The following is a 26550-nucleotide window of genomic DNA, read 5'->3' as shown; positions in this document are numbered from 1 at the left end:
GTCTCTAAAGACTAACTGAAAAGCTTTTTGAAGAAACCGCTGACTTTTTGGCCAATGGTTTTTTGCTTCGCCACTTGTGGTGAAGTGTGTGGTTTTTTAGGTCCACGATTTGCGTGAGACTGATTTCTTGGTCCGCTATGCTGTTGACCCTTACCGTGCTGTTGATTGCGGCGTTGGTCTCCGCGCTGTTCAGAACCACGTTGCTCAGGTCCCCGTTTTTGGTGCGGGCGATTTTGGTGTGAACCCTCTTTGCGTGGCTCACGTCCTTCATTGCGATGCTCACGATCGCCCCCGCCTTCCCGGCGAGGCCCGTGCTCACGGCGTTGTTGATCGCGATCTCCGCCGCGGCCTTGGCCTTCTCTGCGTGGGCCACGGTCGTTAGAGCGCTGACCACCACGAGGTCCGCGACGATCACCGCCACCACCTTCACGGCGTGGACGGCTCGGACGATCTCCACCGCCTTCGCGATCAAAAGAACGATAAGCAGAATCAGACCAAACAAACGGTTTGTAATCTTTAATTAAATCTTTGTCTTCGAGGAAACCCACCGTCACTTTGTGTTTGAGGTACTCCTCAACACGAGAGAGTGAGTCCACATCACGGTCACTCACCAAGCTAAATGCAATCCCTGTTGTGCCGGCGCGGCCGGTACGACCGATACGGTGAACGTAAGACTCTGCATCCATCGGCAATTCAAAGTTCACAACCATATCGACACCTTGAACATCCAAACCACGAGCCGCAACGTCTGTCGCCACAAGGATATTGAGATCGTTCTCGGCTTTAAACTGCTGCATCACTTTCGTGCGCTGAGCTTGCGTCAACAAACTCGAGATCGCCATTGCTGGCACTCCGTTGTCATTCAAGAAGCGAGTGATTTTATCAACGTTGAGTTTGAAGTTGGTGAAGATCACGGCCTGACGAGGTTTGTGCAACTTCAGCAAAGACAACAAGTGCTGAGGCTTTTCATCCTGACCGACGTGGAAAATTTCATCTTTCACGTTTTCAGCTTTTGCTTGGTCACGGCTAATGTTGACTTCAACAGGATCTGCACCGAATTGGTAAGCGGTATTCAAAACATCGAAGTTCAAAGTCGCGCTGAACACCAAGAATTGGCGCTCTTTAGGAACGCGCTGAAGGATGTATTTCATGTCGTCTTTGAAGCCCATATCAAACATGCGATCGGCTTCATCAAAGATAATGCCGCGAACTTGCTTCAAATCAACGAGGTGTTCTTTGTACAAATCAATCAATCGGCCCGGAGTCGCAGCGATGAACTCGACGCCGTTTTTGAGGGCCTCTTTTTGCTTGTCGTAACCAGTGCCACCATAAATAGCAAAACCGCGAAGGCCCGAAGCTTCAGTCAGTTTTTCAATGTTTTCTTGAACTTGCTCAGCCAATTCGCGCGTCGGAACCAAGATCAGAATGAAGTTTTGTGGTTTCCAGTCGGTAAAAGCACGCTGAGCCACGAGAGCTTTGGTTTCCTCACTCGCATCAGGAGGCAAAGGACGAGCCCGCAGAATTCTTTCCATCATCGGAATCAAAAAGGCGGCCGTTTTGCCGGTGCCCGTTTGAGCTAAACCAGCGACATCACGGCCTTCTAAGGCAACTGGAATCGACAATTCTTGAATCGGAGTGCACGAAGTGTAACCGAGTTTTTCAATAGCGGAATTCAGGACAGGATCTAGATTAAACTCAGAAAAATTCAATTTCTTACTCCAAAGAGACAGGATTAGGTCTTAAAAGCCCCAAAGTAATGAGAACTTCTAGGAAAGTCAAAGAAACAGGCAGTTTCACGGCCTCTATCCCGACAGCCTAAAAGCCTCCCGCAAAGTCTTTCAAGGCTTGCAAAAATGCGGCAGGTTGCTCAGAATGCACCCAATGCCCCGCATTAGGGATTTCAACGCCGGTAATTAGCGAATTTGATTGAAGAATTCGTTCATAACTTGCATGGGTCAGCTCGCGCGATTGGGCTCCACGAATCCACAATGTTGGAACCTTCAAGGACTCCACTTCATGCCAGCGTTCGGAAGCTCGGCCATCGACCACGGTCTTTAGAATCCCTTGTTTAGAAAAACGCCAGTCGGCTGTTCCATCCGGCTTATCCTCGATGTTGGCATACAAGAATTGAGCAAGCACCTGAGGCTTGTCGCGAGTCGCGGCTTTCTCTAAAAAATCCTTCTGGAAAAAGTCGCGCGCAGCCTCACGATTTGGGAACGGCGTCGGCACCATTCCCAGCAGTGTTTCATAGTATTCGGCCGCGTTTGGGTCGGACTCAGGACCGATATCCTCGACCACGAGCTTGATCAATTTCTCAGGATGCCGAGAGGCAAAGTTCAAAACATTGCGGCCTCCCATGGAGTGACCGACAAGAATAAAACGATCCCAGCCGAGTTCTTCGGTGAGTTTATAAATATCATCGGCATAGTCTTCGGGAGTGTAGCCGGTGGGCGGCTTTTGCGAGCGACCGTGACCGCGTTGATCATAGGCCAGAACGTGTTCCGTGTTCTCTAACCCCGCGATAACTTTACGCCAATTGGCTCCATATCCCATGAGACCATGAACGAAAACCCATTTGCGCCCTGTTTCGGGGCCCGTCAGCTGATAATTATACAAATCAAGGTAAGACATGGCCGGGATTATACCCCAAAAATTGACACGGTCTAGCCCTTCCGTTAAAACCAAAGTTCCTACATAATTGAAAACGGTGAGAAATTTGACGACTAGACCCCAATTGCACGAAGACTGGATTGATCCTTATGCCCGCGAGATCGTGCGCATCCTTCAGGATGAAGGCTTTGAAACCTACCTCGTAGGAGGTTGCGTTCGTGACTTGTTGGCCGGCATTCATCCGAAAGACTTCGATATTGCGACCAATGCTCACCCGAATCAGGTTCGCCGTAAAATTCCTCATGCCTATGTGATCGGCAAACGTTTCCGTCTGGTGCTTGTCCGCCGCGGTGACCAACAGTTTGAAGTTGCCACTTTCCGCCGTACTGTGAGCGCTGAAGAACTCGAAGATGGTGAATCAGAAGTTGTCGGCGATAACTACTTCGGCACCTGCGAAGAAGACGCGAAACGCCGCGATTTCACCATCAATGCTTTGTTCTACGATCCGATTCAGCAAAAAATCATCGACTACTGCGAAGGCCAAAAAGACATCGCCAGCCGCACTCTCCGCATGATCGGAAACTCGGTGGAGCGTTTCATCGAGGATCCGATCCGCATTTTGCGTGCGGTTCGTTTGACTCATAAATTGAATTTCACCATTGATCCTGAAATGCGCGCGGCCATCGTGCAATGCGCTCCGGAGTTAAAGCGGGCGGTTCTTCCTCGCCGCCGCGAAGAATATCTCAAAATTTTGCGCCTGCCGGATCCGACTCTGACTTTCATGGAGTTGCATGATCTCCAGGTACTTGAAAATATTCTTTCGGGCTTGGATGCAATTTACAAAGACAGTGATAAACTTGCCGTCTTTGAAGCGCACCTTCGTCGCATGAAAGCTTGCGGATTCCGTTTCGAAGATCCAACAGAACTTCTTTCTGGCTTCATGTTTGCCTTCTTAAAGGCACACTACGGAGAAGACGGCTGGGATCTCGAAAGAATCCAAAACGAAGATAAGTTGCAGTTTTTCTTGCGCGAAGAGCTTGGCATGTTCAAACAAGAACAAGCCACGTTCTTTAAAGCTCTGCAATTGATTCACAATTTGCAAAAAGTGGATACTTATTTGCGTAAGGGAGAACGCCGTCAGCTGGGCTTCCTTCGTAACGAGGCTCTGCCTTTGGCTTTGAAACTCGCTCAGCTAGATTACACCGTATCAGGTTCTTTGCTGTCGTTCTGGGTTGGTCAGTTTAAGCGCTTCGAGAACAAGCCTCAGCCTCGCAATCACGAAAACACCGAGACTCAGCACTAGGGCCCTAGGGCTGCTGGCACAGTCTATCTAGACCGTGCCTTTTGAGCGAAATAGCTATCTAGAAACTAATAAAAGAAATCCGCTTTGCCGACTTTTTTGAGAGTTCCCTGAACTGCGTTTTGATAATGTTGCGATCTTCCATTTTCAACATAATCAACTTGTCCCTGTAATAGAACAGTATCATTCGAAATTTTGCTAATCCGAACTACCTGCGAAGATCTGTAGAGCTCTTTGAAAACGGGCCAACTTGAAAAGTCCGTACTTGTCGCACGAGCTTTAACTTCCATTGAAAAAGCTCCATCAGACGAAATCCCACAGCTAATAACCTCGTTGTAGAATTTTTGATTCACTTTCGTACCGGGATGACCCTCCTGACTGCTAGCTTTAAAGTTCGCAAGAGGTGCGTACTTGAGCAGAGTCTGCCAATCAAATGCAATTTGACCTAAGCCTTGCGGCTGCTGCCCATTCCAGCCATTTGCAAGGCTCAAAACAGGAAGCGAATCAGAAGAAATATTTAATCTGCTCGCAGGCTCGCCTTTTCCTTGCGACACAATATAGTAGCCCGCTGGCTGTTTTAGAACTGAGGATAAAAGATTTCTACATTGATTCAAATCTACGGCAAGGGCGACATCGAAATTCACCAGGACGATGGCAACAAACGATAAAATGTATTTCATATTTTTCTCCTATGACTTCGCAATATCCGTAATCGCACAGTCATAGGAATGCAAGCCCACGGGCTCGAACCTATGTTCACGCCAAACATTAGTGATCCACCATCGTCAAGGGAACGGGATGGGCGCTCTATTTTTTCAAGACTTCAAAACTGCGGGTTTCGTTTTTGGGGACGCTCTCGACGGTGAAATACAATCGTGAAATCTCAAGACCACCCTCTGTGACAACCTGAACGCGCCAGTCCCCCGGAGTGTAATTGGATTTGATGGCATAACCTCGATAGCCCTCTTTACGGCCACCGACGATCTTAAGCGGAATGCGATCCGCCCCTTGCCAACCTAGCTTAGGATTATCCCAAGCGAATTGCACATAGACATGGTCCGAAAACTTGGCCGGTGAATAAATCTGCGCGTAGAAGTAGATCTTATCACCGGGTTCGGCTTTAAATTCCTGATCGCCGGATTGCCAGAATTTCCACCATGGCTTTTCAGTCGAGAGCAAATACTCGCCCTCTTTCTTTTCAATCAAGTGATAAACACCCTGCTCTCGCACACTGAGTGGGACAGGAGGAATCCACTTCATAAAATAGAAAATACCAAACACCACTAAAACCGAAATCCCCGGAAACAAAATCGCGCGGAAAAGAGTCTTGTCATCAGGAACATGCTTCTTAAGTTGCTTGAACTGGATGAAAAAGACTAACAAAGTTGCGGCGATGGCCAAGCCAAAAGGAATCCAACCCACGAACCCCAGCAAGACCGGATTTAAAATCGAGAAAAATGAGAACACGCAAATCGCATAGAGCCCAACTTTGAAACTCACATGGGATTTTTTAACGAATGGCAGCTCATTAGCGACGATCATTCCCGCCATCAGCACCAGGAAAAGAATGCTATTCAGAACCGAGGCGCTTTTAATATAAAAAAGCGAATAGATATTGAGCATGGTTCCGAGCAAGAAGTGCAATAAAAGATTGCGATAGCCCCAGAGCTTTGCCCAACGTCCCGTGGGATGCCACTTTTGCAACCGAAACAGCAATTCAAAATGAATCAACGCTGCAACGATAAAAATGTACGCAATCTGTTGAACGATGGAAAAGACCTCGTCAGGTTCCGCCACCATGAAGGCATCGAAGATGAATCCTCCGATGAAAAATACGATATCGAGCTGATGCTCGTACTTTTCACGGATGTGGTCGAACCTTTGTTTGAGGCTTGCGAACATGGGTTTCCCCTAAGCCGCGTCTTTAGCTTGGATTTTCGCGAGCAAGTCCCCGGCAATTTTATCCAACGCCAAGACTTTGTCGGTTGCACCCAAATTGAACGCCGCTTGCGGCATTCCGTAAACCACGCAAGTTTCTTCGTTCTGAGCTACGCAGTAAGCGCCCGCTTTGTGCATTTCAAGAAGGCCTTCAGCGCCGTCTTTACCCATGCCTGTCAGAACCACGCCGCAGGCATTTTTACCTACGAATTTCGCAACCGATTTCATCATATAGTCCGCCGCCGGGCGAACTGAGTGGAGTGGAGCTTCTTGGTGAAGTTTTACGTGATAGTAAGCACCACTTCTGTAGAGTTCCATATGATAGTTCCCCGGAGCGATCAGCACCCGGCCCGGAACGACTTGATCGCCCTCCTGCGCCTCTTTCACCTCGAAGGGGAACATCTTATTGAGGTTGTCAGCAAATGATTTCGTGAAGCCTGGAGGCATATGTTGAACCACCAGAGTTCCCGGAATATTTGCCGGCATTCCCGAAAGGAAGACTTTCAATGCTTCTGTACCACCTGTTGAAGACGCAACGGCGATTAACTGATGCGTTGTGCGCGCCAGAGATGTCCCTGTTGATTTCACAACCGGACCTGACGTCGCCGCCACTTTTTTAACCGGGCTAATACGGGCGCGAGCAACGACTTTTACTTTTTCAACGATTTCAGCCGCAAGATTTTCCATAGACTGGCTGACGTCGATCGAAGGCTTCTCCATGATCTCGATGGCACCGGCTTCCAAAGCGCGGAAGTAAGTCTCTGAGCCCGTCTTTGCCAAGCTCGAAAAGATGATGGTTCGTGTTGGCATGTGCTGCATGACTTTTTCAAGGAAGCTAATACCGTCCATGCGAGGCATCTCAACGTCCAAAGTCATGACGTCTGGTTTTAACTGCACCAGTTTGTCCCGAGCAATGTAAGGATCCGCCGCAGAACCGACGACTTCGATATCCGGCGAAGAGGTCAGGAACTTTTCCAAAAGGCGGCGAATGACGGCAGAATCATCGACGATGAGAACGCGTATTTTACTCATTTATCACCTACAACTTTTGGTAAATAGCTCTGGAAAGCGGTTTTAAACCTGCGTGTTTTACATTACCTGACTCAGAGTGCCCCAAAATCAAGTAACCGCCCGGCGCAAGCACAGACGTCAGGTTGTTAATGACTTTTTTTGTCGTCTCTTCATCGAAGTAGATCAAAACGTTACGACAGAAAATCACATGAAACTTATTCTGGAAAACGTAAGTTTCATTCATCAAATTAAAATAAGCGAAGCGAATCAGTTTATGAATATCATCGTTTGCCTGGAAATAATCATCGACATGTTTTTTATCCGTCGATTTGACTCTCGTAAAATACTTCTGACGAAGAGTCGGGCTTAAACCCTGCAAGTCCTTCTCATCGTAAACTCCGATGGACGCTTTTTTCAAAACTTGCTGGTCAATATCCGTCGCAAGGATCTTTGTCCGAGCAAGCTGTACATCCGGAAGACTCTCACGACAAGTCATGGAGATCGTATAAGGCTCTTGGCCCGTACTGCTCGCGCAGCACCAAATGCGAAGTTCAGCCTTACTGAACTGTTCTGGCAAAATCTTTGTTAGGAAATCAAAGTGCGCGGACTCACGGAAGAAAGAAGTCATATTCGTCGTCAATGCCGACACGAACTCTGAAATCACTTCCTGAGAGCCGTCCTTCACCATATCCCAGTACTCTTCGTAAGAGGCAATACCGCGACGACGAAGGATTTTAATAAGACGGTTTCTAAGAAGCGCATGATTCTTTGGAGAAAATGGCAAATCCACGCCAGCGATGTCATACATCTTCTGTGCAAAATGCTCGTAGCATTTATTCGAAAGCTCTAGCTCTTGGTAATCAAAGATACCTTGAGTGAACGCCTTAGGGTCGATTTTCTTGGCAGCACTCATGCAGCCTGCTCCTTAATATCGAAGTCTTTTCCACCACGCGCAGCTTTCGCTACGATCATAGAAGGATCCAAAATTAAGACTGTACGGCCGTCACCGAGGATTGCAGCCCCTGCGACTTCCGGAATGTTGTTTCCTGTTGTTAATGGCTTCACGACCACTTGAGCCTGACCGAGGACATCGTCCACGGGCAAAGCCATCTGGCCAGTAATAGATTCAATGATCACGAGCATAGTCTCTTCACGACGTGAGCTGAGAGATTCCGTCTTACGCTGACCCCAAGAAGGATTTTTATTATTCAAATCACGAGCGATGTGACCAAGAGTGTTCTCGATGCTGATAACAGGCACCAGAACCTCGCGAACTTTAGCTACTTTGCCGGCACTTGGAATCTCGGTGTAATCCTTCGGCATCACACGCACGATTTCGCGGATCGAGTGAATCGGCAGAATGTATCTTTCGCCATCCAATGCAACCACGATACCGTCAGTAATTGCTGTGCTCAGTGGGATTGTCAGACGGAACGTTGTTCCGTGACCCAATTTCGAAGAGATATTGATCTTACCGTTGATCTTTTCTAAGTTTGATTTCACAACGTCAAGACCTACGCCGCGACCTGAAAGATCGCTGACCTTGTCTGCTGTCGAGAAGCCCGCAGCAAAGATGAATTGGAAAACCGATTCATCTGACATTGTCTGAGGGTCTACACCCGCTGGAACTAAGTTTTTCTCGATAGCTTTTTTGAGGACTTTCTCACGGTTAATACCGCCACCGTCATCGACGATTTCAATAAGAACGTTACCACCCGACTGTTTTGCAGAAACTGTGACCTTCGCCGTCGCAGGTTTGTTGCGCTCCTTACGGAGGTCGCCATTTTCAACTCCATGGTCCATCGCATTTCGCACTAAGTGAACCAATGGATCGTTCAAAAGTTCAAAAACCGTTCTTTCAACCTCGGTCTCTTCACCGATGAGTTGCAGATCAACTGGCTTATTTAATGTCAAAGACACGTCACGCACGATACGCTGGATCTTGACGAACAAAGACTTCAGCGGAGTCATACGAATGCTGAGAGTTTTTTCATAAAGCTCACGAACCGCTTTATCTAATTGGTCCACGATCGCTTCAAGGCGAACGTTACCGCCTGCCTTAATATACTCATCATGGACGATCTGATTCTTAAGAACGACGAGCTCACCCACGGCATCCAATACCGAGTCCACACGACCCGTATCCACTTTGATCACCGCATTTTGTTGCTTCATTGGTGTGCCGGATTTTGCAGCGCCACCGCCATTACCGCCACTAGCTGCTGCTGCAGGTGTCGTTGGCTTCGCCGCCGGAGTCGGAGCTGGCTCAGGGGCAGCCACTTTCAGTGCAGGTGCTGCAACAGGAGCAGGAGCTGCTTTCGCCGCCTCCTCTTGTTCATACGCTGCACGGGCCTCGGGACTCATCTGTGCTAAGAGTTCAGCCATCAAATCAAGATTTGCTACATCACCAGCAGGCTCCGCCGGAGCTGGAGTCGCTGCCGCGAAGAAATCATCTGGAACTTCGAGCTTCACTTCGTCAGCAGCTGGAGCTGCAGGACCATCATGATGAGCCATCTTTGCACCCGTTGTTTCTTCTAGCGCAACGATCAGTTGTTGCTTCAACTCAGAAGGGTCCCACGGAGTGTCTTCACCTTTTTGCAGTGAAGAGATGCGTTTTTTTAACTCGTCGCCTGAACGAAGTAAAAGTGAAATCAAATTTGAATTCACAAGATCAGGATTCGCGCGCAAAGCAGAAAGGAGGTCTTCCATCACATGGGCGAACTTGCCGAGATCCTGCAGTCCGACAGCAGCGGCACCACCCTTTACCGAGTGAGCGACGCGGAAAATTTGCGAAAGATCTTCTGAAGGCTTGGCGCCTGTCTCGAGGCTCATCATAGACTCTTCGTAGGACTCGAGAAGGAATGCTGACTCATTCAAAAACTCCATTTGAAGTTCAGCAAAAAAATTATTGTCTTCACTCATGTAGTGACTCCTGTACTTAAAAATCTCATGTTTTGTATCGGTTCTTTTGGACTGAAACTTACCGTCCAACTTCTTGAAAAGACTGAAAATGTCCCTTGGTCTGGGGGACCTAAACTTGTCAAGATTTCCTTACATCTGAGCGTTTTCCAAGACTCACTGTTCGCTTGTTTAATTGGAGTGTCTCATTCTGAGAATGGGATTATTTTAACAGAAAAACATCAGGAAATCGCTCAAGTACGCGGCTCAATCCATCGAAAAGATAGGGGTGCATTGAGAGATTATATGAAAGGCGCAAGACCATGAGTGAAATGAATAAGAAAGCTAAAGCAGGCCAGTACCTGACCTTCCAATTGAAAAATGAACAATATGGCGTACCAATAGAAACAGTTCGTGAGATCAACCGTGTGGTTGAGATTACTCCGGTTCCACGGACCCCTGAGTACGTTAAAGGCGTCATGAATCTTCGCGGTAAAATCATTCCGGTTGTAAACCTTCGTGTGAAATTCGGAATGGAAGCGCAAGAACATACTCGTGACACTTGCATCATCGTTCTTGATACAGAAATCGGTCAGGTGGGCATGATCGTAGACTCTGTCAAAGAAGTTGTGGACTTGAACGACGGCCAAATCGAGCCATCGCCAGTGCTCGGCAACGAACACACAATGTCTTTCGTTCGCGGCATGGGTAAGGTCGACAACCGTGTTATTATCTTGGTGGATATCGTATCCGCATTCTCACACGAGCAATTGACTGGTATGTCTAATATCACTCAAGAAGCTGCTTAGTTTTAGTTTCTAGACTGAAAAAGTAAAAGGAAGATCCCAAAAGGATCTTCCTTTTTTATTAAGAACTAATCGAAAAGTTCGACGGCACTGTCTGCAATAGATTCGCTATCGATGCCGTGTTTCTTGTAAAGGTCCAACGCCGTGTAGGCACTTTGACCGAATTCACCACGCACACCCAGAGTATGACACTTGAAGGTCATCCCCTCTTCTGCCAGAGCATGACAAACCATTTGGCCCAAGCCACCGATCAACTGGTGATCCTCAATAGTCACAAACTTGTTGTCAGTTTTCTCGAGACATTCCTCGATCAGTGCCAAATCAAGATGATTCAAGCATGATGGATTCAAAACCACCGCGCCGATTTTATGATTCACTAACTCTTGAGTCGCCTTTAACGTCTCAGGAACCATCGAACCCGCGGCAATCAGAGTCACCGCATTCGGGAATTTATCGGTGTTATCGAAAATAACTTGGCCACGGCCAAGCTCATACTTCAAACCGGCCGCATAAGACTTAGGGAAGTTCTCACGCCCCAAGAAGAACACATAAGAAGGCGGCACTTTACCCTGACGACGCGCATCCGCCGTTTTGCGGATCGCTTGGTAAACCAAAGCGTCGGCCTCTTCACTGCAAGTCAAAGCATACGTTTCAACATGTGGGATTGAAGCCAGCATCGCCATGTAGCTCAAGCTTTGGTGAGAAGCACCGTCCGCCGCATCTTGGAAGCCCGTGTGCGAGAAGATCGCAATCACCGGAGCTTCAGACAAAGAGCTCATGATGAAAGGCAATGCGCCCTTAGTAACCCCGAATTGAGCAAAAGTATCAACCACCGGAATATAACCGACTTTTGAAAGACCGGCCGCCGTTGAAACCATGTTACTTTCCGCAACACCGACGTCGATAGAATCTGCTGGGAACTCCTTACGGAAAGAAGCCACACCTGTTGAACCCGGCAAATCAGAAGTTACAGAAACCACTGGCATGTTTTCTTTGCGGGCACGGATCAAGGCGCTCGCCACACCATTCTGGATTTTTTCGCCGGTGTCTTTAGCCGCCGTCGCCTTGATGTGAGCTTCCAGTTTATTGAGCTCTTCAATCCAAGCTGTAAATTCTGTCGGATAAGTTTCGCCATTGTAGATTTCACTCAAAAACGCCGGCAATTCCGTCGGGCTCTTCAGTGGGAAACCATGACCACCACTTGCGGACTCAGCCGTTTTCTTGGTGCCAATGCCTTTGATCGTTTTTGCATGAATTGCCACCGGTTGTTTTGGATTTTTACGAGCAAGATCAATCGCCTTCACCAACGTGTCGTAGCACGCTTGAAGATCGTGAGCTTTTTCAAGCACGATCACGTTCCAACCCAAAGTCGTCAATGATTCAAACGTCGGAACCATCGAGAAGCTCTCCGTATCAATACGGCCTGTGAGCTTCGTGTTGTTATCACTAATAATCATCACGTAAGGAGCAACCTTACCTGTTTTTGCCAAACCCGGAATGGCTGCGAAAGACTCCTTCGCCTCGCCTTCCATGCTGGCGCCGTCAGAAACCACAGTCACAGTCACGCGATTGCGGCCTGCCAAAGCATCGCCGATCGCCACCCCTTGAGTTTGCGGGAACGCAGAACCCAAAGGACCGTTGCTGATAAACACGCCCTGTGGGAAGCAATGAACTTCACCATGGCCTGTCAGCGGGCTTTCGATCGAGCGGAATTTTTTCAAAGAATTAATATTCAAACCTGCCATGCCATAGTTTGCTTTGAGTGCGTACAAACCATTTTCGCAGTGGCCGGCGTCGTTCACCAAGTTGTAGAGCTCATGCCATTGTTTACCTGAAGATTTCGCCTCCTGGAAAACAAGAGCGTGAAGTGCTGACATCAATTCAGCCATCGCTGCAGGGCCGCCGTAGTGCGAAGCGGCTCCACCAAGCACTGCATTCATATCCATCAAAGAAATCAAAGCGCGGGTCGCTCGCGGGTCGACTGCCGGAATCTTCTTACCGTCGTTAACACTAATGTAAGTTTTGAAGAGAGGTTCTTGAGTTGGATTTCCAGCAAGCTTCGTCGGAATTTTCATTGGTTCTGTCATAGGCGATATACTCTGATAGAACTCATATTTGCGTCAACAAAAAGAGATGCTTAGGACGGGGCAGGAGTGATAGCTTAATAATCATGAATTCAACAAAACTTTATTCCCATGATTTGCGAGCTCTCCCTAAGGTCGATTTGCACCGCCACCTCGACTGCTCAATGCGTTGGAGCACGATGGTGGAACTTGCACCCCACGTCGGCATCGACCTTCCAAAAGATTACTCTGCTCAAAGAGAAATGCTCCTTGTAACGGGACAGATGAAAGATCTCGGTGCAGTATTAAACAAATTCTTACGAGCGCAGAAGATTCTCCATTCGGAAGAAGTACTTACGCGCTTAGCCTATGAAGCCTGCGAAGACGCTTACAACGACGGAATTCGCATTCTCGAACTCCGTTATGCACCGGGCTTTATTGCCGATGGGCATAGCGCACTGACTTATGAGAAAATCCACAGAGCTTTCCACAAAGGCGTCGAGATGGCGAAGAAGAACTTCCCTATGGCTGTGGGGCTGATTTGCATCATGCAGAGAATTAAACCTCTGGCGGAAGCCGAAGCTGTTTGCAATTTCGCCATCGAGCATAAGGATTCTTTCTTAGCGCTAGACCTCGCCGATAACGAAGAGGGCTTTGACCCAAAACCTTTCGCGCCGCTCTTTGCAAAAGCGCGTAAAGCCGGATTGCACGCGACCATTCACTCCGGCGAAGCCAACGATCCTGTGGCCCCGCAATGGGTGAAGGACTCGATCGAAATTCTCGGGGCTGAGCGCATCGGTCATGGGATTCAGATTATCAAAAATCCAGAGATTCTTGAGTTCGTCCGCTCTAAGCGCATTCCATTAGAGGTCTGCCCGATTAGCAACTGGCTGACTCAGGCTTTTAAAACTTATGAAGAGCATCCAATCCGCGCGCTTATCAATGCCGGGATTCAAGTGACCATCAACTCAGATGATCCGGGTATTTTTGCCACGCAGCTTTCAGACGACTACGAAGTTTTGAACCGCGTGCACGGCTTCACCGTGCCGGATTTTGACAAAGCCAATGATACGGCGGCTTCGGCGAGCTTTATTAAACTTGAAGAAAAACAGAAACACTGGCCAAGAAAAATTCTCGTTTAAGGACTTCTCATGGGCTTATTTCGCGCGATTGTTCTCATTCTGTTTTCTGGATTGTTCTTTTACTCGGCCCATCAGCTGACTCGCTTTGCGGATTTGCCTTTTTTGGCGAACGCAGCGGTTCTGCTTTTTCTTGCTCTCGTCTTTGGCGCTGTTTTGGCGCTGCCGCTTTACTTTTGGGCTCAAGATCGCAATGACCACAAGCCATGGCATGATACGTTTTTTAGGCTGACACATATTTGCATTGGCTATGTGAACTTCCTGATGGTGTTCATCATTTTACGCGATCTTGCTGCGTTCGTGTTGAACTACGTACCGGTGGGTTTCAGCACGGATTCTCTCTACGACGCAAACGCCATGGGTGTCATGCTGGCTATTCCGTTTCTCTGTATTTTACTTGGCACTCTCGTTGTGCGCGCAGGGCCTCGCCTACTCAAAGTAGATCTGAAATTCAAAGACCTGCCAAAAGAGCTGGAAGGTCTACGCATTCTCCATATCACCGACTTGCACATTAGTCGCAGCCTCCCCACTCGCTTCGTCGAAAAGCTTGTTGCGCTGTCAAAGAAGAACCCTGCAGATCTCGTTGTCTTTACCGGCGACATCCTCGATGACATCCCGGCACGTTATGCAGCCGACATCGCTTTGCTTAAAGACATTCCGAGCAAGCATGGCAGCTTCTATGTGCCTGGCAATCACGAGTACTACTGGCAAGGTACGCAAACCATCGGTGCCTTCCGCAATATTGGATTCAATGTTTTGCTGAACGAAGCTCGCAGTCTGCAGTTTGGAAATGCCGAGCTCCAAATCTGCGGCATTCCAGATCCCGCAGCCCACGGCTTTCAGCTCGAAGGCCCTGATTTTGAAAAGCTCGCGCGAGCCTTGCACCCTTCGGCGTTTAAAATTCTGCTCTCGCATCAACCGACGCTGGCTGATCAAGCAGCTCCGCTGGGAATTCAGTTACAACTTTCAGGTCATACCCATGGCGGTCAGTTCTTTCCATGGAATTTACTGATTGGATTCTTTCAAAAATACGGCAAGGGTCTTTACCACATTCAGAATTTGCAACTCTATGTGAATCAAGGCACAGGTTACTGGGGACCTAGTCTGCGCCTCGGAACTTACTGCGAACTGGCGGAGATTCGTTTAGGCCGCGAATAAGAGGTGGCCCCAGAAGCTTCGTCCTTGCATCGCACTCCAAGTTTAGAGCCTGGTTGCCCACTCACCAGGACTATAGTTCTAAACTAAGCCCATCGGGGATCCATCTAAACCTAACTGCAGCAGCTTAGCAGTAATAACAACATTAAAAGCAGGACCTGCAGTTTTTTATCAAATAGCCGAAAAGAAATCATGTTTGGTTTTCTTCTCATAAGAGTCTCCTTCGCTAAGGGAGTCTCTCATCCTTAAAAGCGGCTTCTAGGGCCGCTTTTTTTTGTTTGCAAAAGTCGTCTCAGCTCTAAAGGAAAACTAATAATGCTACAGCAAAGTTCTGTCCGTTTCTCGGTGCTGCATTTCTCGCTGGCGGACAAGATTCGCTAGACTCCCCAGAGAAAATCTGAAAAATTCAGAGGCCGCGAAGGAGAATGAAGATGGCATTACGCGATTACTATCCAGAGATTGAACCCTACGAAACAGGCCGACTGAGAGTTTCTGAAATCCATGAGCTCTACTACGAGCAAGTCGGAAATCCGAAAGGCAAACCGGTTGTGTTTTTACATGGCGGACCTGGCGGCGGCATTCATCCGGATCATCGCAGGTTCTTCGATCCGAACCACTATCGCATTATTCTTTTTGATCAACGCGGTTCCGGCAAAAGCACACCGATTGCAGAGCTTCGCGAGAACGACACATGGAACCTCGTCAAAGACATCGAAACTCTTCGCACAAAACTGGGTATTGAGAAATGGGTCGTCTTCGGTGGCAGCTGGGGCTCCACCCTGGCGCTGACCTATGCGATCAAGCACACAGAACGCGTGTCTGCCCTCATCTTAAGAGGCATCTTCCTCTGCCGTCCTTCAGAAATTCACTGGTTCTACCAAGAAGGTGCTTCGCAAATCTTCCCGGATATCTGGGACGAATACCTCAAACCCATCCCAAAAGAAGAGCAAAATGACCTCGTCAAGGCGTACTACAAACGTTTGACAGATACTAATTACAACGTCCGTTTAGAGGCCGCCAAAGCCTGGAGTAAGTGGGAGGCCGCGACGTCTCGACTGATAGTTAGCCGCGAGGCCATTGATGAGTTCGATGACCCTGATCATGCGATGAGTTTTGCCCGCATTGAGTGCCACTACTTCATCAACAATGCGTTCTTTGATACCAACAACTGGATCCTCGAAAACGTCCATAAAATCCGCCACATCCCGGGCTTTATCGTGCAAGGCCGCTACGACGTCGTCTGCCCTGCCCGAAGCGCTTGGGACCTGCATAAAGCATGGCCGGAAGCGAAGCTAATAATGACTCCAGACGCAGGCCACGCGGCCGCGGAGCCCGGCACCCGCAGCACCCTAGTGGAGTTCTCGGACGCTTGTAAAGTTTACTAGGTTTCATGCTAAAAAGGCCTGTTTTTACGGGCCTTTACATTACTATTGAGAAAAGCCCTAAGATCGGCGAAACTCTCGTAACGCTTTGCATAAAGTGGGGCGTTTTGAGGGGTATTAATGGGGATCGCCATGAGGGGTTTTAACAAGTTCGCAGCTCTGACTAGTCTGACACTCGGCCTTTCATTGGCGGCTTGTACGCCAACGAAAGAGTCCTCATTCAACGCCACAGACACTAAAACCACAACTCACCAGACCGGCATTATCGGTGGCCAAAACGTCGCCGATGGTTCAGATCTTTCTCGCAATGTTGTATTGCTGGTCAATGCCCTCACACGTGAAGTCTGCTCAGCGGCTTTGATCGGTGGAAATTTCGCAGTCACGGCTGCTCACTGCATTGATGTCGACAATCCTGAAAACATGTATGTGTTCTTCGCGGCAAAACCAAATAAGAACACAGAACGCCGCCAAGTCTTAAAAGCGAAAGTTTCTCCTTACTGGGAGCTTCGCCAAAACGAAGATAAGAACACCAGCGACATCGCCGTGATTAAATTCGACGGTAATGGTTTGCCAAAAGGTTATGAAGCCGTGAAGTTCCTCGAAGATGATTCCGTTCTGCAAAAAGGCACGACAGCGATCATTTTGGGTTATGGCATCGACAATGCGACCACTCAAACAGGTGCGGGCATGCTGCGCTTTACGACTTTGCAGATCAGCGATCCGAAGTTCAGTCCGACAGAATTGTTACTCGATCAAAGCAAAGGTACGGGTGCGTGCCACGGCGATTCCGGCGGTCCCGCGTTCGTTTACCTTAAGAATAAGCAAGGTGTCGGCAGCTACTACCTTTGGGGTATCACGAATCACTCATCAAAAGACGATGTCGATAACCTCTGCAACAAGAGCGTGATCTACACCAATGCAACTCTGTTCATTACGTGGATGGAGCTTGTTAAGAAAAGCCTCTAGTCTTTATCAATATTCAAAAAAACAAAAGGCCTGCTGTAATAAGCAGGCCTTTTTTTATGTGCGAATTTTGATCTCGAAATTACTCGCCGTCGTGAGCTTCAGCACCTTCCCCTTCGAGCAATTTATCCTCGAGAGGTCCCACCGTAGTTTCTTGCGGAGTTCCGAAGTTATTCACTTTATACGTCTGCCAGTTCATCTCGTTGCCCGAACGGTTCACGAGAGTCGCACGCACCATGATGTTTTTGCCTTTATATTGCTCCATCAAAGCAGCGCGATCCACTTTCATATCCGGCTGATTCACGAAGTTGATTTGCAACTGAGGCTTCCAACCGAGAGCTTTGACTTTCATCTTATCAGCATCGGCAACAACTGCTGAGAAGTGATTTGCATCAGACTCTACGCGAACATCCGCTAAGATCGGAGTTGCGATGTCTTTAATTGTTTTATCGTCTTTCAAACGGTCAAACTGACCTTGGCGGTAAGACTCCAAAGTTGCCGGAGACAAAGAATCAAGCCAGTTCGCATATTCTTTATAAGTCACACAGCGCACTTCCGGTTTATTACAAACGAACTTCGCAAACGCTTGCATGGCTGTCCAGTATGCGCCCAGATTCCACTTCGAGAAGTGGTGACCGATATGAACCGGCGCACGGTTACCGAAGTAGTTCGTTTTGAAATAGTACTTATAACTATCGAGCATCTGGTCCGTCATCTTCTGAGCTTCCGCCGGAGTAATTCCCGGTTTTGTTTGGCCACCAGAGTGATAGAAGAGCCAGTTGTAATCCATTGAAAGAGTTTTCTTATTCGTTCCTGCGATCTTGATTTGAGCTAGAGGGAAATTCCACCCGCCCCAAGTTTGTTTTTGTGGCCAGTAGTCAGGAGAACTTGTTCTTGAAGTATCATAGCGGAATTTGAACTTCGCGAGCGTCGGCCAAAGACCCGCAGTCACCGCCAATTTCGGTGCACGGAAACCAACAATTTCGTCTTGCCCGAATGAGAACCCGTTACCAAGCTTGCCCGGAGTTAGCGGCTTCACACCGTTGATCTGGAAAGCATTGAAGAGCAAGTAGTTGAACTGATCAAACTCTGAGTTCCAAGCGCTTTCGTCCCAAGGATGACCGAACATTGGATCGGCAGAGTCTTTACCAGATTGGTCACAGTGAGCATTTGCGTGGGAACCGATTTCGTGACCTGTTTCAAAAGCTTTATTGGTGCGAGCAATACGCGCCGGAATATCGCCCGTCGCGTTGGACCAACCGATACAGCTATGGCCCGGGCCGAGATAAGGAGTTTTATAAGTCTTCTTATTCTCAGGGCCCAAATAATAAGTCGGATTTACGAAGTAGGTGAAACGCACTTTACGAGTGCTATCGATCGTCGGAATGCCTTCAGCAGCCGCCATCGACTCATCCCAGAAACTGATATCTTTTGATCCGTCAAAAGCCAGCAAGACAAACTGAGGCGGACGATCCACCATCGCATCGGGCTTTCTTTTTTCTGTTGGTTTTGCATGAACTGTTAGACTGGAAAGGAGACTTCCTACAAGCAGCAGGGATACGGAGCGCTTTTTCACATTCACCTCTAAGCATTAGTGCTTCTGTTTCATTAAAGCACTTGCTCTGAGGGCCTCCAAGATGGCTCAACCTCAATCACGACAATGGCCGAGGTCTATTTCGTTCCTTGTTTGGCCACGTATCCCGTAATCCATTCGAGGTAATGATTCGTTCTCATATAGATGGAACTTCCCTGACACTCATCCGTTTTGACACCGCTGCCGTTGGAGCCAAAAACTCCAGAAGCAACACCGACCACGCGCACGGACTTACCGTGATTTGAAACCGCGAACGCAGGACCGCCAGAGTCTCCGTAACAAACTCCGCGCTTATCGGTCTGGCTCACGGTAAAATCGTTTTCTTTGATGAGAACATTCTTTTGTCTCAACAAAACCTCACGAAGAATGCCGATATCTTGGCCCATGGTCTCGGAGTCACCGAGGCCATCCGTGCGGCCATAACCAAGAGCCAGCAGGTTGCCGGCTTTTTCGAGCCCATCGACGGCTTCAGGAAGCTCAGCGATCTTCGCGCCTTTTGGGAGCCCGCCACTGAACGCGATGAGAGCCATATCTTCGCGCTCATCCGGCTTATAATCTTCCAAATCAGCACCATAGGCTTTCATATCAGTTAACGTCAGAGTCGTCGCATCCACTTCAAACGGTTTTACGCCAAAGAACACAGACATCAACTCAAGTCGGTCTGACAGACAATGAGCCGCGGTTAAGATCACCGAGTCTGAAATGAAAGTCCCGGTACAAACATACGACTGACCATTGGCCTTTTCACCATAGATCATGACGACATAAGCGGCTTCTGGATTTTCAGGAGTGACTTCGTAACCGCCGACGATGGCGTCTTCATGTTGAAGCTGGGCATCGGGCTGGTCCCACTTCTTGGAAGTGCAGGCCACCAAAGCCAGCTGCAGAACTAAGAATGTGATAAGTGTCCGTACTGTCACAGTGGGAACCTCTCCAAAGTTACAGTATTCTAGTCGATTCTGTGAGGGCCCGAAAGATGGCAAAAATGGGCCATGAAGACCCTACAGGGTTGTCAAAACTTTGATCACTCTATGAACTGAATCATGGCTTGAGCAAGCTCATGGGGCTGGTCAAACATCACCCGGTGCGAAGCCTTCGGCAATAGAAGCGATTCCAGCGCCGGCGACCGTTTCTTGAGGTCCATCGAGATGCTCGCAAACTTAATGTCCTTTTCGCCCGCAACCCAGAGAATTTTTTCGCTGAGGCCGGCAATCAAATTCCGGAAGTCCCCCTGTTGAGCCAGCGACCACTGCAAAAGCGACTGGGATAAAAGGGCCCGGCTGTAGGCAGCCTCTGAACGCTGAGGTTCCGAAAGGCTGTCTTTAAAAACCGCTTGTGAGCCCCACTCTTTCATGAGGGCGGCCCACGGCATTTCTAAAAATTTCTGTGACCAACTGAGATCCATCTGCGCACGATCTTCTTTATCTTTGTCGCGCTGAAGACCCGGGTTTGCTGAAACGAAAATGGCTTTTTCATACAGCGCTGAATCCGCTTGAAGGGCATGGAGTGCCAAACGCCCCCCAAGAGAATAGCCCACCAAAATACGCGGACCTTCGGGAAACTGCTGACGAACTTTCGCGTTGAAATTGCGGGCCCACGTTGCAAAGTCATTGCTAGGATCCAGGCCCGGTGTATTCATGTAATCGACATTCCACCACTCAAACTGGTGAGCCAGTGGAGAGATCATAAAGTAGCTTTTCACGAGGTCCCAATCCGCCGGGAGCCCCAAGAAACCATGAAGACAGATGATCTTGATCTTCGGCGCTACTTTTTCCAAACCTGTTCCCACTCCTTCAAGAAGCCATCGGTGTGTTCTGCATCCGGAATGAGTTCAATCACTTCGTGATCGCCAAGGTTCAGTGACTCAGGAATTGTTTCCCACGTGTTGTAACCCCAGTTAAACATCTTCGCCCAGTGACTGAACTCCAGTTCATGACGGTTCAAGAAGATGTCCTTTTTGAACATGCGTTGGAAAATCCGCCCACCACGATTGTTAATCACCACGATGCGCATTTTTTTATCCTCGAGCTGCGGCGTAATCCATAGAGAGGCCAAATCGTACATCGCAGTGAGGTCACCAACAATACACCAGTTCTCAGTCTCGCGCTCGGCCCAGCCGAGGAATGTCGAAACCTGTCCGTCAATCCCATTCGCACCGCGGTTACCGACGACACGTGAAGGATAAGATTCAAAGTCCGCAGCAATATCCCAGTGACGGATCGGCAAACTGTTACCGACATAGACCGACTGACCTTTGAGCTTTTTAGAGAGGGCCCACACCAGCGCCTGCTCAGAGCGCGGATACTTTTTCATCAACTCTTCTTTTTGATGAGAAAGCTGCAGGTCTTCTTTTAAAATCGGGCCAAGATCTTTAAAGTGCTCAGGGCTTTGAATCATCGCGAGCGACGCCAAGTGAGTAAAGTGATTCACTTCACGGCTTAAACCCGAGTAGTGATTAAATCCGACAGAAAGAACCGGCAAATGTTTGCGCTTATCTTCAAGATCACGCCAGAGACGAATCGTCGGCACTCCGCCGATTCGCAATATCGCATTGCAAATACCCTTGTCTAAAAGATAATTCAGATAATTTTCACCCGAACGGATCTCGAGATGTTTTAACTCCGGATGGCCACGCAAGCCTGAAATGCCTTCGGCGTAAATCGGGCACTGGATTTTTTTAAGAAAGCCCACCATCGGAGCTTGCGCTTTCGGCGGCAAAGTGCCGAGGATCACAATCGGATTATAGATTTTCAAGAAGTGAGTCGTATCATGACCCGCCGTTGGCTCTGCTTGCTCTGGGAATTTCACCCACTCGCAGTTCATCTGCAGATCCAGCTTCGCCACCGGGCCGTCGATTAACGGCTCCGTAAAGCACACGTTGATGTGCACCGGCTTTTTCCAAGTCAGTCCCTTCATTGAGAAGTGACTGTTCTCAGAGTCAATATCCAACGACGCTTCAATGTAGTAAGAGAAAATACCGACTTGCTCAATGCTCTGAGGAGCTCCGGAGCCACGATAAGATTTCGGACGATCGGCAGACACCATTACCAGCGGCAATGAAGAGTAAGTCGCTTCAACTGCAGCGGGCAAAAGTTCGGCAACAGCCGTGCCTGACGTCGTGATCACAGCCATCGGCCTTTGCGTTTTCGCCATACGGCCCAAAGCAAAGAACGCCGCTGAGCGCTCTTCGAAAAAGGAATAGACCTTAACGTCTTTGTTTTCTTCCAAGATGTGTACGAACGGACTGTTGCGAGCTCCGGCACAAAGACAGAACTCACGAATTCCTGATGACACCAAACCTTGCAGCACTTTGGCTGCCAACTGCATATTTGTCATGATTCCAATCCTAGAGCTTGCTTCACTGAATTGCGTTTCTGGAAGAGCTCTCTCCACTCTTGTTTTAAATCACTCTGTGCAACGATACCACATCCGGAACCAATTCTGGACCCTGCAGGATCCCACTGAATGTTCCGAATAGCCACTAGGCACAGAGCTTCGTCTTTGCTCCAAGATAATCCCCAAGGCGCGCCGAAGCCACGACGATCTCTTTGCTCCGGTAAACTCTTCATCCACTCATAACCATAATCACGCGGCGACACTCCCAAGGCCGGCGTTGGATGAAGCGCACGGCAGGCATTAAAAAACGAAAAATCTTTGAGTGAAGGAATCTCACATTGAATGTCGGTCTTCAGATGGAAAAGTGCCGGCAATTCTAAAATCGTCGGTCCTTGCGTTTGCAGCTTTCCGTAGATCTCGAGACTCTGCACAATATCTTGCACCACAAGATCGTGTTCGTGGCGCTCTTTTGCATCTTCAAGTAACGACGTTCTATCGGCGGCATCTTCCTTCGGACAAGTTCCCGCAAGCGCCATCGTCTTGAGCGTGTGGCCTTCTTGCTTTAGCAGTACTTCCGGTGTCGCCCCCAGAATGCCCTTCCCCTTCTGCCACGAACCAAACACGTACAGGTTCGGCGGGGCCTTGAGTAAATCTTTGAGAATCGCAATCATCCGCGCCGGGCTGAGAGTCTCTGTAGATTTTTCGAAAACAATCGGGACCGCTTTGCGGAGGGGACCATGGTGTATACGCTCTAAAATCGTTCTGTATGAAGCCGAAAAACTTTCAAGCTCTGCGGGCTCCCAAGTCATCGCTGGTAAGGAGTCTGCCGAGTAGGAGTTCAATAACGCCGACAGAGCTTCATCGGTAAGTCTATAGAAGGACTCTGGAATCCAATATTTCTCGGAGCCATCAGCGAAGAAGTCCGGATGGAACAGAGCCACTTTGTCGTGGGGCTTGTCAACGCTTTCGCGGAAAGGACCTTCCAATAAAAACCAGTTGTTTGGACCGGAGCGAAGGACAGCTCCTGACTCTAAAAAGTTTGTAAAATTTGATGGCTTCATGCTAGTCTGCGTTTCCACAAAAACCCCGGTTTTTCGACCCTTTGGGTCAATAACATGGTAGGAATTGGTGTTCGTTGCTAAAGTCTTTTGCTTTGCTTAACTTAAGTACCTTAACTGGTTAAAAGAAGTTCGTAATATGGAAATTGAAAGTATGCAAACAACTCCCTCAACCCAAATCGTCAAGATCAAGACGGCTTATGGGACTATTGAAGTGGGGGGGCCGCAATTCTCTGTGTTGGCTGGCCCATGCTCTATCGAAAGCCACGCACAGTTTTTAGAAACGGCGAAAGCTGTCAAAGCTCAAGGAGCGTGCATGCTCCGTGGCGGCATCTGGAAAATGCGCACCTCTGCGAAAACCTTCCAGGGCTTGGGCGAATCCTCGTTTGATTTTATCAAGTCTGTTTGCCGTGAAACGCAAATGGGCCTCGTGTCTGAAGTGACTGATCCTCGTCAAATCGAAGAGGTTGCTGACGTTGTCGACATGTTCCAAGTCGGTTCTCGCAATATGCACAACTACTCTTTGTTGAAAGAGCTCGGCCGCACCAATAAGCCGATTCTTTTGAAGCGCGGTTTTGCCTCTTTGGTCGACGAGTGGATTAAAGCAGCTGAGTACATCACCGCTGGTGGTAATCCGAACGTGATCTTGTGTGAACGCGGTATCCGTACTTTTGAGACGGCGACTCGCAACACTTTGGATTTGAATGCTGTTGTCTACGTGAAAAAGAACACGCACTTTCCAGTGATCGTGGATCCTTCTCATGCAGTAGGAATTCGTGCCTTGGTTCCGGACCTCGCGATTGCAGCGGCGGCTTCGGGTGCCGATGGTATCATCGTCGAAGTTCATCCTCGTCCGGCAGAGGCTCTGTCTGACGGACCTCAAGCTCTGACTTTCGATGATTTCACGACGATGATGAGTAAGATCGAAAGAGTGCTTGGCGCTCTTGATCGTCCCCTTCAAAAAGCTTCTTTCGTTTAAGGAATCACCCGTGCAACAAAAACACTCTCCAAACCCAGAAGTCATCCGCAGCATGTTCAGCAAAGTTGCGGCGAACTACGATAAAGGCAATAACGTCTTGTCGATGGGCATCCACCACTTGTGGCGCAAAAAGCTCGTGAAGTTGAGCGGTGCGAGTGCAGGTCAGGCGGTTTTGGATTGTGCTACGGGCACTGGGGATCTGGCGATTGAGTTCAAAAAGGCCGTAGGAGCTTCAGGCTCGGTTGTAGGCACTGATTTCTGTGCGGAGATGTTGATCCCGGCGCCTGCAAAAGCAGCGGCTCGTGGCTTAGATATTCGCTTTGAACAAGCCGATGTCACGCAACTTCAATACGCGGATAACAGCTTTGATATTTCCAGCATTTCATTCGGCATCCGCAATGTCGGTGATCCAGTGAAAGGTTTGAAAGAAATGGCTCGCGTGGTGAAACCCGGCGGCCGTGTGATGGTTCTTGAGTTCGGTCAGGTGCAAATGCCTGTATTCGGGCCTCTGTACAATTTCTATTCTGAAAAAATCCTTCCAAAAATTGGCGGCCTGGTCACAGGTCAGGGCGAAGCCTATGAGTACCTCCAAAAATCTTCAGCGGCTTTTCCGTGTCGCGAAGAGTTTCTCAATTTGATGAAGCAGACCGGTGACTTTAGTGAAATGTCTTTTACAGGACTCACCGGGGGCATCGCTTACATCTATCAAGGAACAGTGAAATAAGTTTCATTCTGAGGTGGTCCAAGTTTCTTCTTGGGACACCATGGGAACACGTCCAAAATCGAGACCGCCCCCCATTCCCCCGACCTTCTGGAGCAGAGAATTAAATAAATTCGGTCCAATTTGGGACTTTTTGTTAACGTGCGGTCAAGAAATCTCATGTCTTTGCCGATATTTATTACATGAAAACACTTACATGCACGTTTACAGAGAATCTTAACCGAATCGCAACGGGATGTATAAACCACATCAAGATTATCCTCACGCTAACGTTGCTTTTGTTAACCCAACAAACTCAAGCGGCTGCACCATCTTCAGGTATTACGTATACTGGTCGTATTCTTGATTCTAATGATCAACCTGTAACTGCATCACAAGTTTATTTCACAATCACTATCACGGACCCTGATCAAAAATGTTGGTTATATACGGAACAACGCTTAGTAGATATGTCTACTTCTGCTGGTAACTTTGCATTCGAAGTAGGTTCTAACGATCCAACAACTTTGTATGGCACTCCTTCATTGAACAATCCATTGGGCGGTGGCCCTGCTACGTTCGCTGATATCTTTGATAACAGTAAGTCGTTCACGAGTTTAGCTCCAAACACTTACACTTGCCCTGGCGGTGCTTACAATCCATCTACGTCGACTGATAAAAACGAAGGTCGTGCGATGGCTATCTACTTCCGTATTGGTGCAACTGGTACGGACCAAGCTTTGCCTGTGTTGCGCATCACTCCTGTGCCACTAGCAATGCAAGCGATCAACTCTGTAAAAGTAAATGGTTATGACAAGAACCACTTCTTGAGAATCGATCAGTCGATCGCTTCTCCAGTGAACAGCGATATCAATGCAACTCAGCTGGCTGAGTTCTTCCGTTTGGTGAACAACCCAGGCACGGCTTATATTTCTACGATTCCTAATTTAGCTGGTGACGTAACTGGTGCGACGGGTTCTACGACGGTTGGCAAAATCCAAAACGTAGCCGTCACTGCTCCAACAACGGGTGATACTGGTAAAGTACTTACATATAATGGTACAAACCTCGTGTGGCAGTCGGCTGCAACGAGTGCTATTACGAGCTTGAATGGCTTAACGAACGCGACTCAGTCTTTTGCTTCTGGTACGACGCCATTAACAATCTCTTCTGCAGGCTCTACTCACACGTTTAACATTAGTAATGCTTCTTCAAGTGCTTCAGGTCTTTTGACTCAAACGGATTGGAATACATTTAATAGTAAGCAGTCTTCTTCATTGGGCTCTGGCCAGGTGTGGATCGGTAATGCTTCTAACGGCGCACAAGCTCAGACTTTGAGCGGGGATGCGACGGTTTCTGCTTCTGGTAACGTCACAGTTGATAAAACTCAGACAGCTCAAGCTAGTAAGATTCTTCAATTAGACTCTTCAGGGAATGCTTATGTGGCTGGTGTTGATATTAAAGGATCCAGTGCCACAGCAAAATTAAGATTCACTGGTTCTACGGACATGACAATGAACTTGCCTACAACGAGTGGGACTGCCAATCAGTTCTTACAAACTGATGGTGCAGGCAATCTTTCATGGGCGAGCCAATCAGCAATGCTTCCAACTATTAG

The 26550-nt window shown here is 48.5% G+C and carries 22 protein-coding genes; 9 read left to right on the top strand and 13 right to left on the bottom strand.

Going from position 1 to position 26550, the window contains the following annotated elements; genetic code table 11:
* Positions 1 to 11: 11 nt before the first annotated feature.
* Both JSU04_06095 and JSU04_06090 read right to left on the bottom strand, forming a co-directional pair.
* Positions 12 to 1709, bottom strand: coding sequence for a DEAD/DEAH box helicase (locus tag JSU04_06095; protein ID MBS1969857.1), 1698 nt, complete (start codon positions 1707 to 1709; stop codon positions 12 to 14).
* A 106-nt stretch (positions 1710 to 1815) separates the two neighbouring features.
* Positions 1816 to 2631: an alpha/beta hydrolase gene (locus tag JSU04_06090; protein MBS1969856.1), complete on the bottom strand. Its 816-nt coding sequence runs from the start codon at positions 2629 to 2631 to the stop codon at positions 1816 to 1818.
* Between the two features lie 85 nt (positions 2632 to 2716).
* On the opposite strand from JSU04_06090, the gene JSU04_06085 reads away from it, so the two are divergent.
* Positions 2717 to 3913, top strand: coding sequence for a poly(A) polymerase (locus JSU04_06085; GenBank protein ID MBS1969855.1), 1197 nt, complete (start codon positions 2717 to 2719; stop codon positions 3911 to 3913).
* A 65-nt stretch (positions 3914 to 3978) separates the two neighbouring features.
* On the opposite strand, the gene JSU04_06080 is transcribed toward JSU04_06085, so the two are convergent.
* The 5 genes from JSU04_06080 to JSU04_06060 form a co-directional block, all read right to left on the bottom strand.
* The gene (locus tag JSU04_06080) at positions 3979 to 4590 is read right to left on the bottom strand and encodes a hypothetical protein (protein ID MBS1969854.1); all 612 of its coding nucleotides are present in this window, start codon (positions 4588 to 4590) and stop codon (positions 3979 to 3981) included.
* A 127-nt stretch (positions 4591 to 4717) separates the two neighbouring features.
* Positions 4718 to 5812: a DUF2914 domain-containing protein gene (locus tag JSU04_06075; GenBank protein MBS1969853.1), complete on the bottom strand. Its 1095-nt coding sequence runs from the start codon at positions 5810 to 5812 to the stop codon at positions 4718 to 4720.
* Between the two features lie 9 nt (positions 5813 to 5821).
* Positions 5822 to 6880: a chemotaxis response regulator protein-glutamate methylesterase gene (locus JSU04_06070; protein MBS1969852.1), complete on the bottom strand. Its 1059-nt coding sequence runs from the start codon at positions 6878 to 6880 to the stop codon at positions 5822 to 5824.
* Positions 6881 to 6887: 7 nt separating this feature from the next.
* Positions 6888 to 7772, bottom strand: a complete 885-nt coding sequence (locus tag JSU04_06065) for a protein-glutamate O-methyltransferase CheR (protein MBS1969851.1) — start codon at positions 7770 to 7772, stop codon at positions 6888 to 6890.
* The gene (locus tag JSU04_06060) at positions 7769 to 9745 is read right to left on the bottom strand and encodes a chemotaxis protein CheA (protein MBS1969850.1); all 1977 of its coding nucleotides are present in this window, start codon (positions 9743 to 9745) and stop codon (positions 7769 to 7771) included. Before JSU04_06060 ends, JSU04_06065 begins: the two co-directional genes overlap by 4 nt.
* Before the next feature lie 335 nt (positions 9746 to 10080).
* On the opposite strand from JSU04_06060, the gene JSU04_06055 reads away from it, so the two are divergent.
* A complete protein-coding gene (locus JSU04_06055; GenBank protein ID MBS1969849.1) occupies positions 10081 to 10566 on the top strand; it encodes a chemotaxis protein CheW in 486 nt (161 codons plus the stop codon).
* 65 nt (positions 10567 to 10631) lie between these two features.
* Here the strand turns inward: JSU04_06055 and JSU04_06050 are convergent, their stop codons facing one another.
* Complete coding sequence (locus JSU04_06050; GenBank protein MBS1969848.1) at positions 10632 to 12650, bottom strand: transketolase; 2019 nt, start codon at positions 12648 to 12650, stop codon at positions 10632 to 10634.
* Positions 12651 to 12733: 83 nt separating this feature from the next.
* On the opposite strand from JSU04_06050, the gene add reads away from it, so the two are divergent.
* The 4 genes from add (at position 12734) to JSU04_06030 (ending at position 17268) form a co-directional block, all read left to right on the top strand.
* Entirely contained in the window at positions 12734 to 13768 is a 1035-nt protein-coding gene (add, locus tag JSU04_06045) for an adenosine deaminase (GenBank protein MBS1969847.1), read from the top strand.
* A gap of 9 nt (positions 13769 to 13777) precedes the next feature.
* Positions 13778 to 14923 carry a metallophosphoesterase gene (locus tag JSU04_06040; protein MBS1969846.1) on the top strand — a complete coding sequence of 382 codons (1146 nt, stop codon included), beginning with the start codon at positions 13778 to 13780 and terminating at the stop codon, positions 14921 to 14923.
* A 428-nt stretch (positions 14924 to 15351) separates the two neighbouring features.
* Positions 15352 to 16305, top strand: coding sequence for a prolyl aminopeptidase (gene pip / locus JSU04_06035; protein ID MBS1969845.1), 954 nt, complete (start codon positions 15352 to 15354; stop codon positions 16303 to 16305).
* A gap of 129 nt (positions 16306 to 16434) precedes the next feature.
* The gene (locus JSU04_06030; protein ID MBS1969844.1) at positions 16435 to 17268 is read left to right on the top strand and encodes a trypsin-like serine protease; all 834 of its coding nucleotides are present in this window, start codon (positions 16435 to 16437) and stop codon (positions 17266 to 17268) included.
* A 79-nt stretch (positions 17269 to 17347) separates the two neighbouring features.
* On the opposite strand, the gene JSU04_06025 is transcribed toward JSU04_06030, so the two are convergent.
* The 5 genes from JSU04_06025 to JSU04_06005 form a co-directional block, all read right to left on the bottom strand.
* Complete coding sequence (locus JSU04_06025; protein ID MBS1969843.1) at positions 17348 to 18841, bottom strand: hypothetical protein; 1494 nt, start codon at positions 18839 to 18841, stop codon at positions 17348 to 17350.
* 95 nt (positions 18842 to 18936) lie between these two features.
* Positions 18937 to 19779, bottom strand: coding sequence for a S1 family peptidase (locus JSU04_06020; GenBank protein MBS1969842.1), 843 nt, complete (start codon positions 19777 to 19779; stop codon positions 18937 to 18939).
* Between the two features lie 104 nt (positions 19780 to 19883).
* Entirely contained in the window at positions 19884 to 20648 is a 765-nt protein-coding gene (locus JSU04_06015) for an alpha/beta fold hydrolase (GenBank protein MBS1969841.1), read from the bottom strand.
* Complete coding sequence (gene menD, locus JSU04_06010) at positions 20624 to 22195, bottom strand: 2-succinyl-5-enolpyruvyl-6-hydroxy-3-cyclohexene-1-carboxylic-acid synthase (protein ID MBS1969840.1); 1572 nt, start codon at positions 22193 to 22195, stop codon at positions 20624 to 20626. Before menD ends, JSU04_06015 begins: the two co-directional genes overlap by 25 nt.
* Positions 22192 to 23004, bottom strand: coding sequence for a chorismate-binding protein (locus JSU04_06005; GenBank protein ID MBS1969839.1), 813 nt, complete (start codon positions 23002 to 23004; stop codon positions 22192 to 22194). Before JSU04_06005 ends, menD begins: the two co-directional genes overlap by 4 nt.
* 388 nt (positions 23005 to 23392) lie before the next feature.
* On the opposite strand from JSU04_06005, the gene aroF reads away from it, so the two are divergent.
* The 3 genes from aroF to JSU04_05990 all read left to right on the top strand — a co-directional run.
* Positions 23393 to 24232, top strand: a complete 840-nt coding sequence (aroF, locus tag JSU04_06000) for a 3-deoxy-7-phosphoheptulonate synthase (GenBank protein ID MBS1969838.1) — start codon at positions 23393 to 23395, stop codon at positions 24230 to 24232.
* A 10-nt stretch (positions 24233 to 24242) separates the two neighbouring features.
* Positions 24243 to 24956, top strand: coding sequence for a bifunctional demethylmenaquinone methyltransferase/2-methoxy-6-polyprenyl-1,4-benzoquinol methylase UbiE (gene ubiE / locus JSU04_05995; GenBank protein MBS1969837.1), 714 nt, complete (start codon positions 24243 to 24245; stop codon positions 24954 to 24956).
* 179 nt (positions 24957 to 25135) lie between these two features.
* The coding region (locus tag JSU04_05990) for a hypothetical protein (protein MBS1969836.1) at positions 25136 to 26550 on the top strand (1415 nt) is incomplete at its 3' end.

The organism is Bdellovibrionales bacterium (genome assembly GCA_018266295.1).
GTDB lineage: Bacteria > Bdellovibrionota > Bdellovibrionia > Bdellovibrionales > Bdellovibrionaceae > JACMRP01.
The sequence above is the reverse complement of the archived record's forward strand: the minus strand, read 5'-3'. Positions and strand labels throughout refer to the sequence as shown.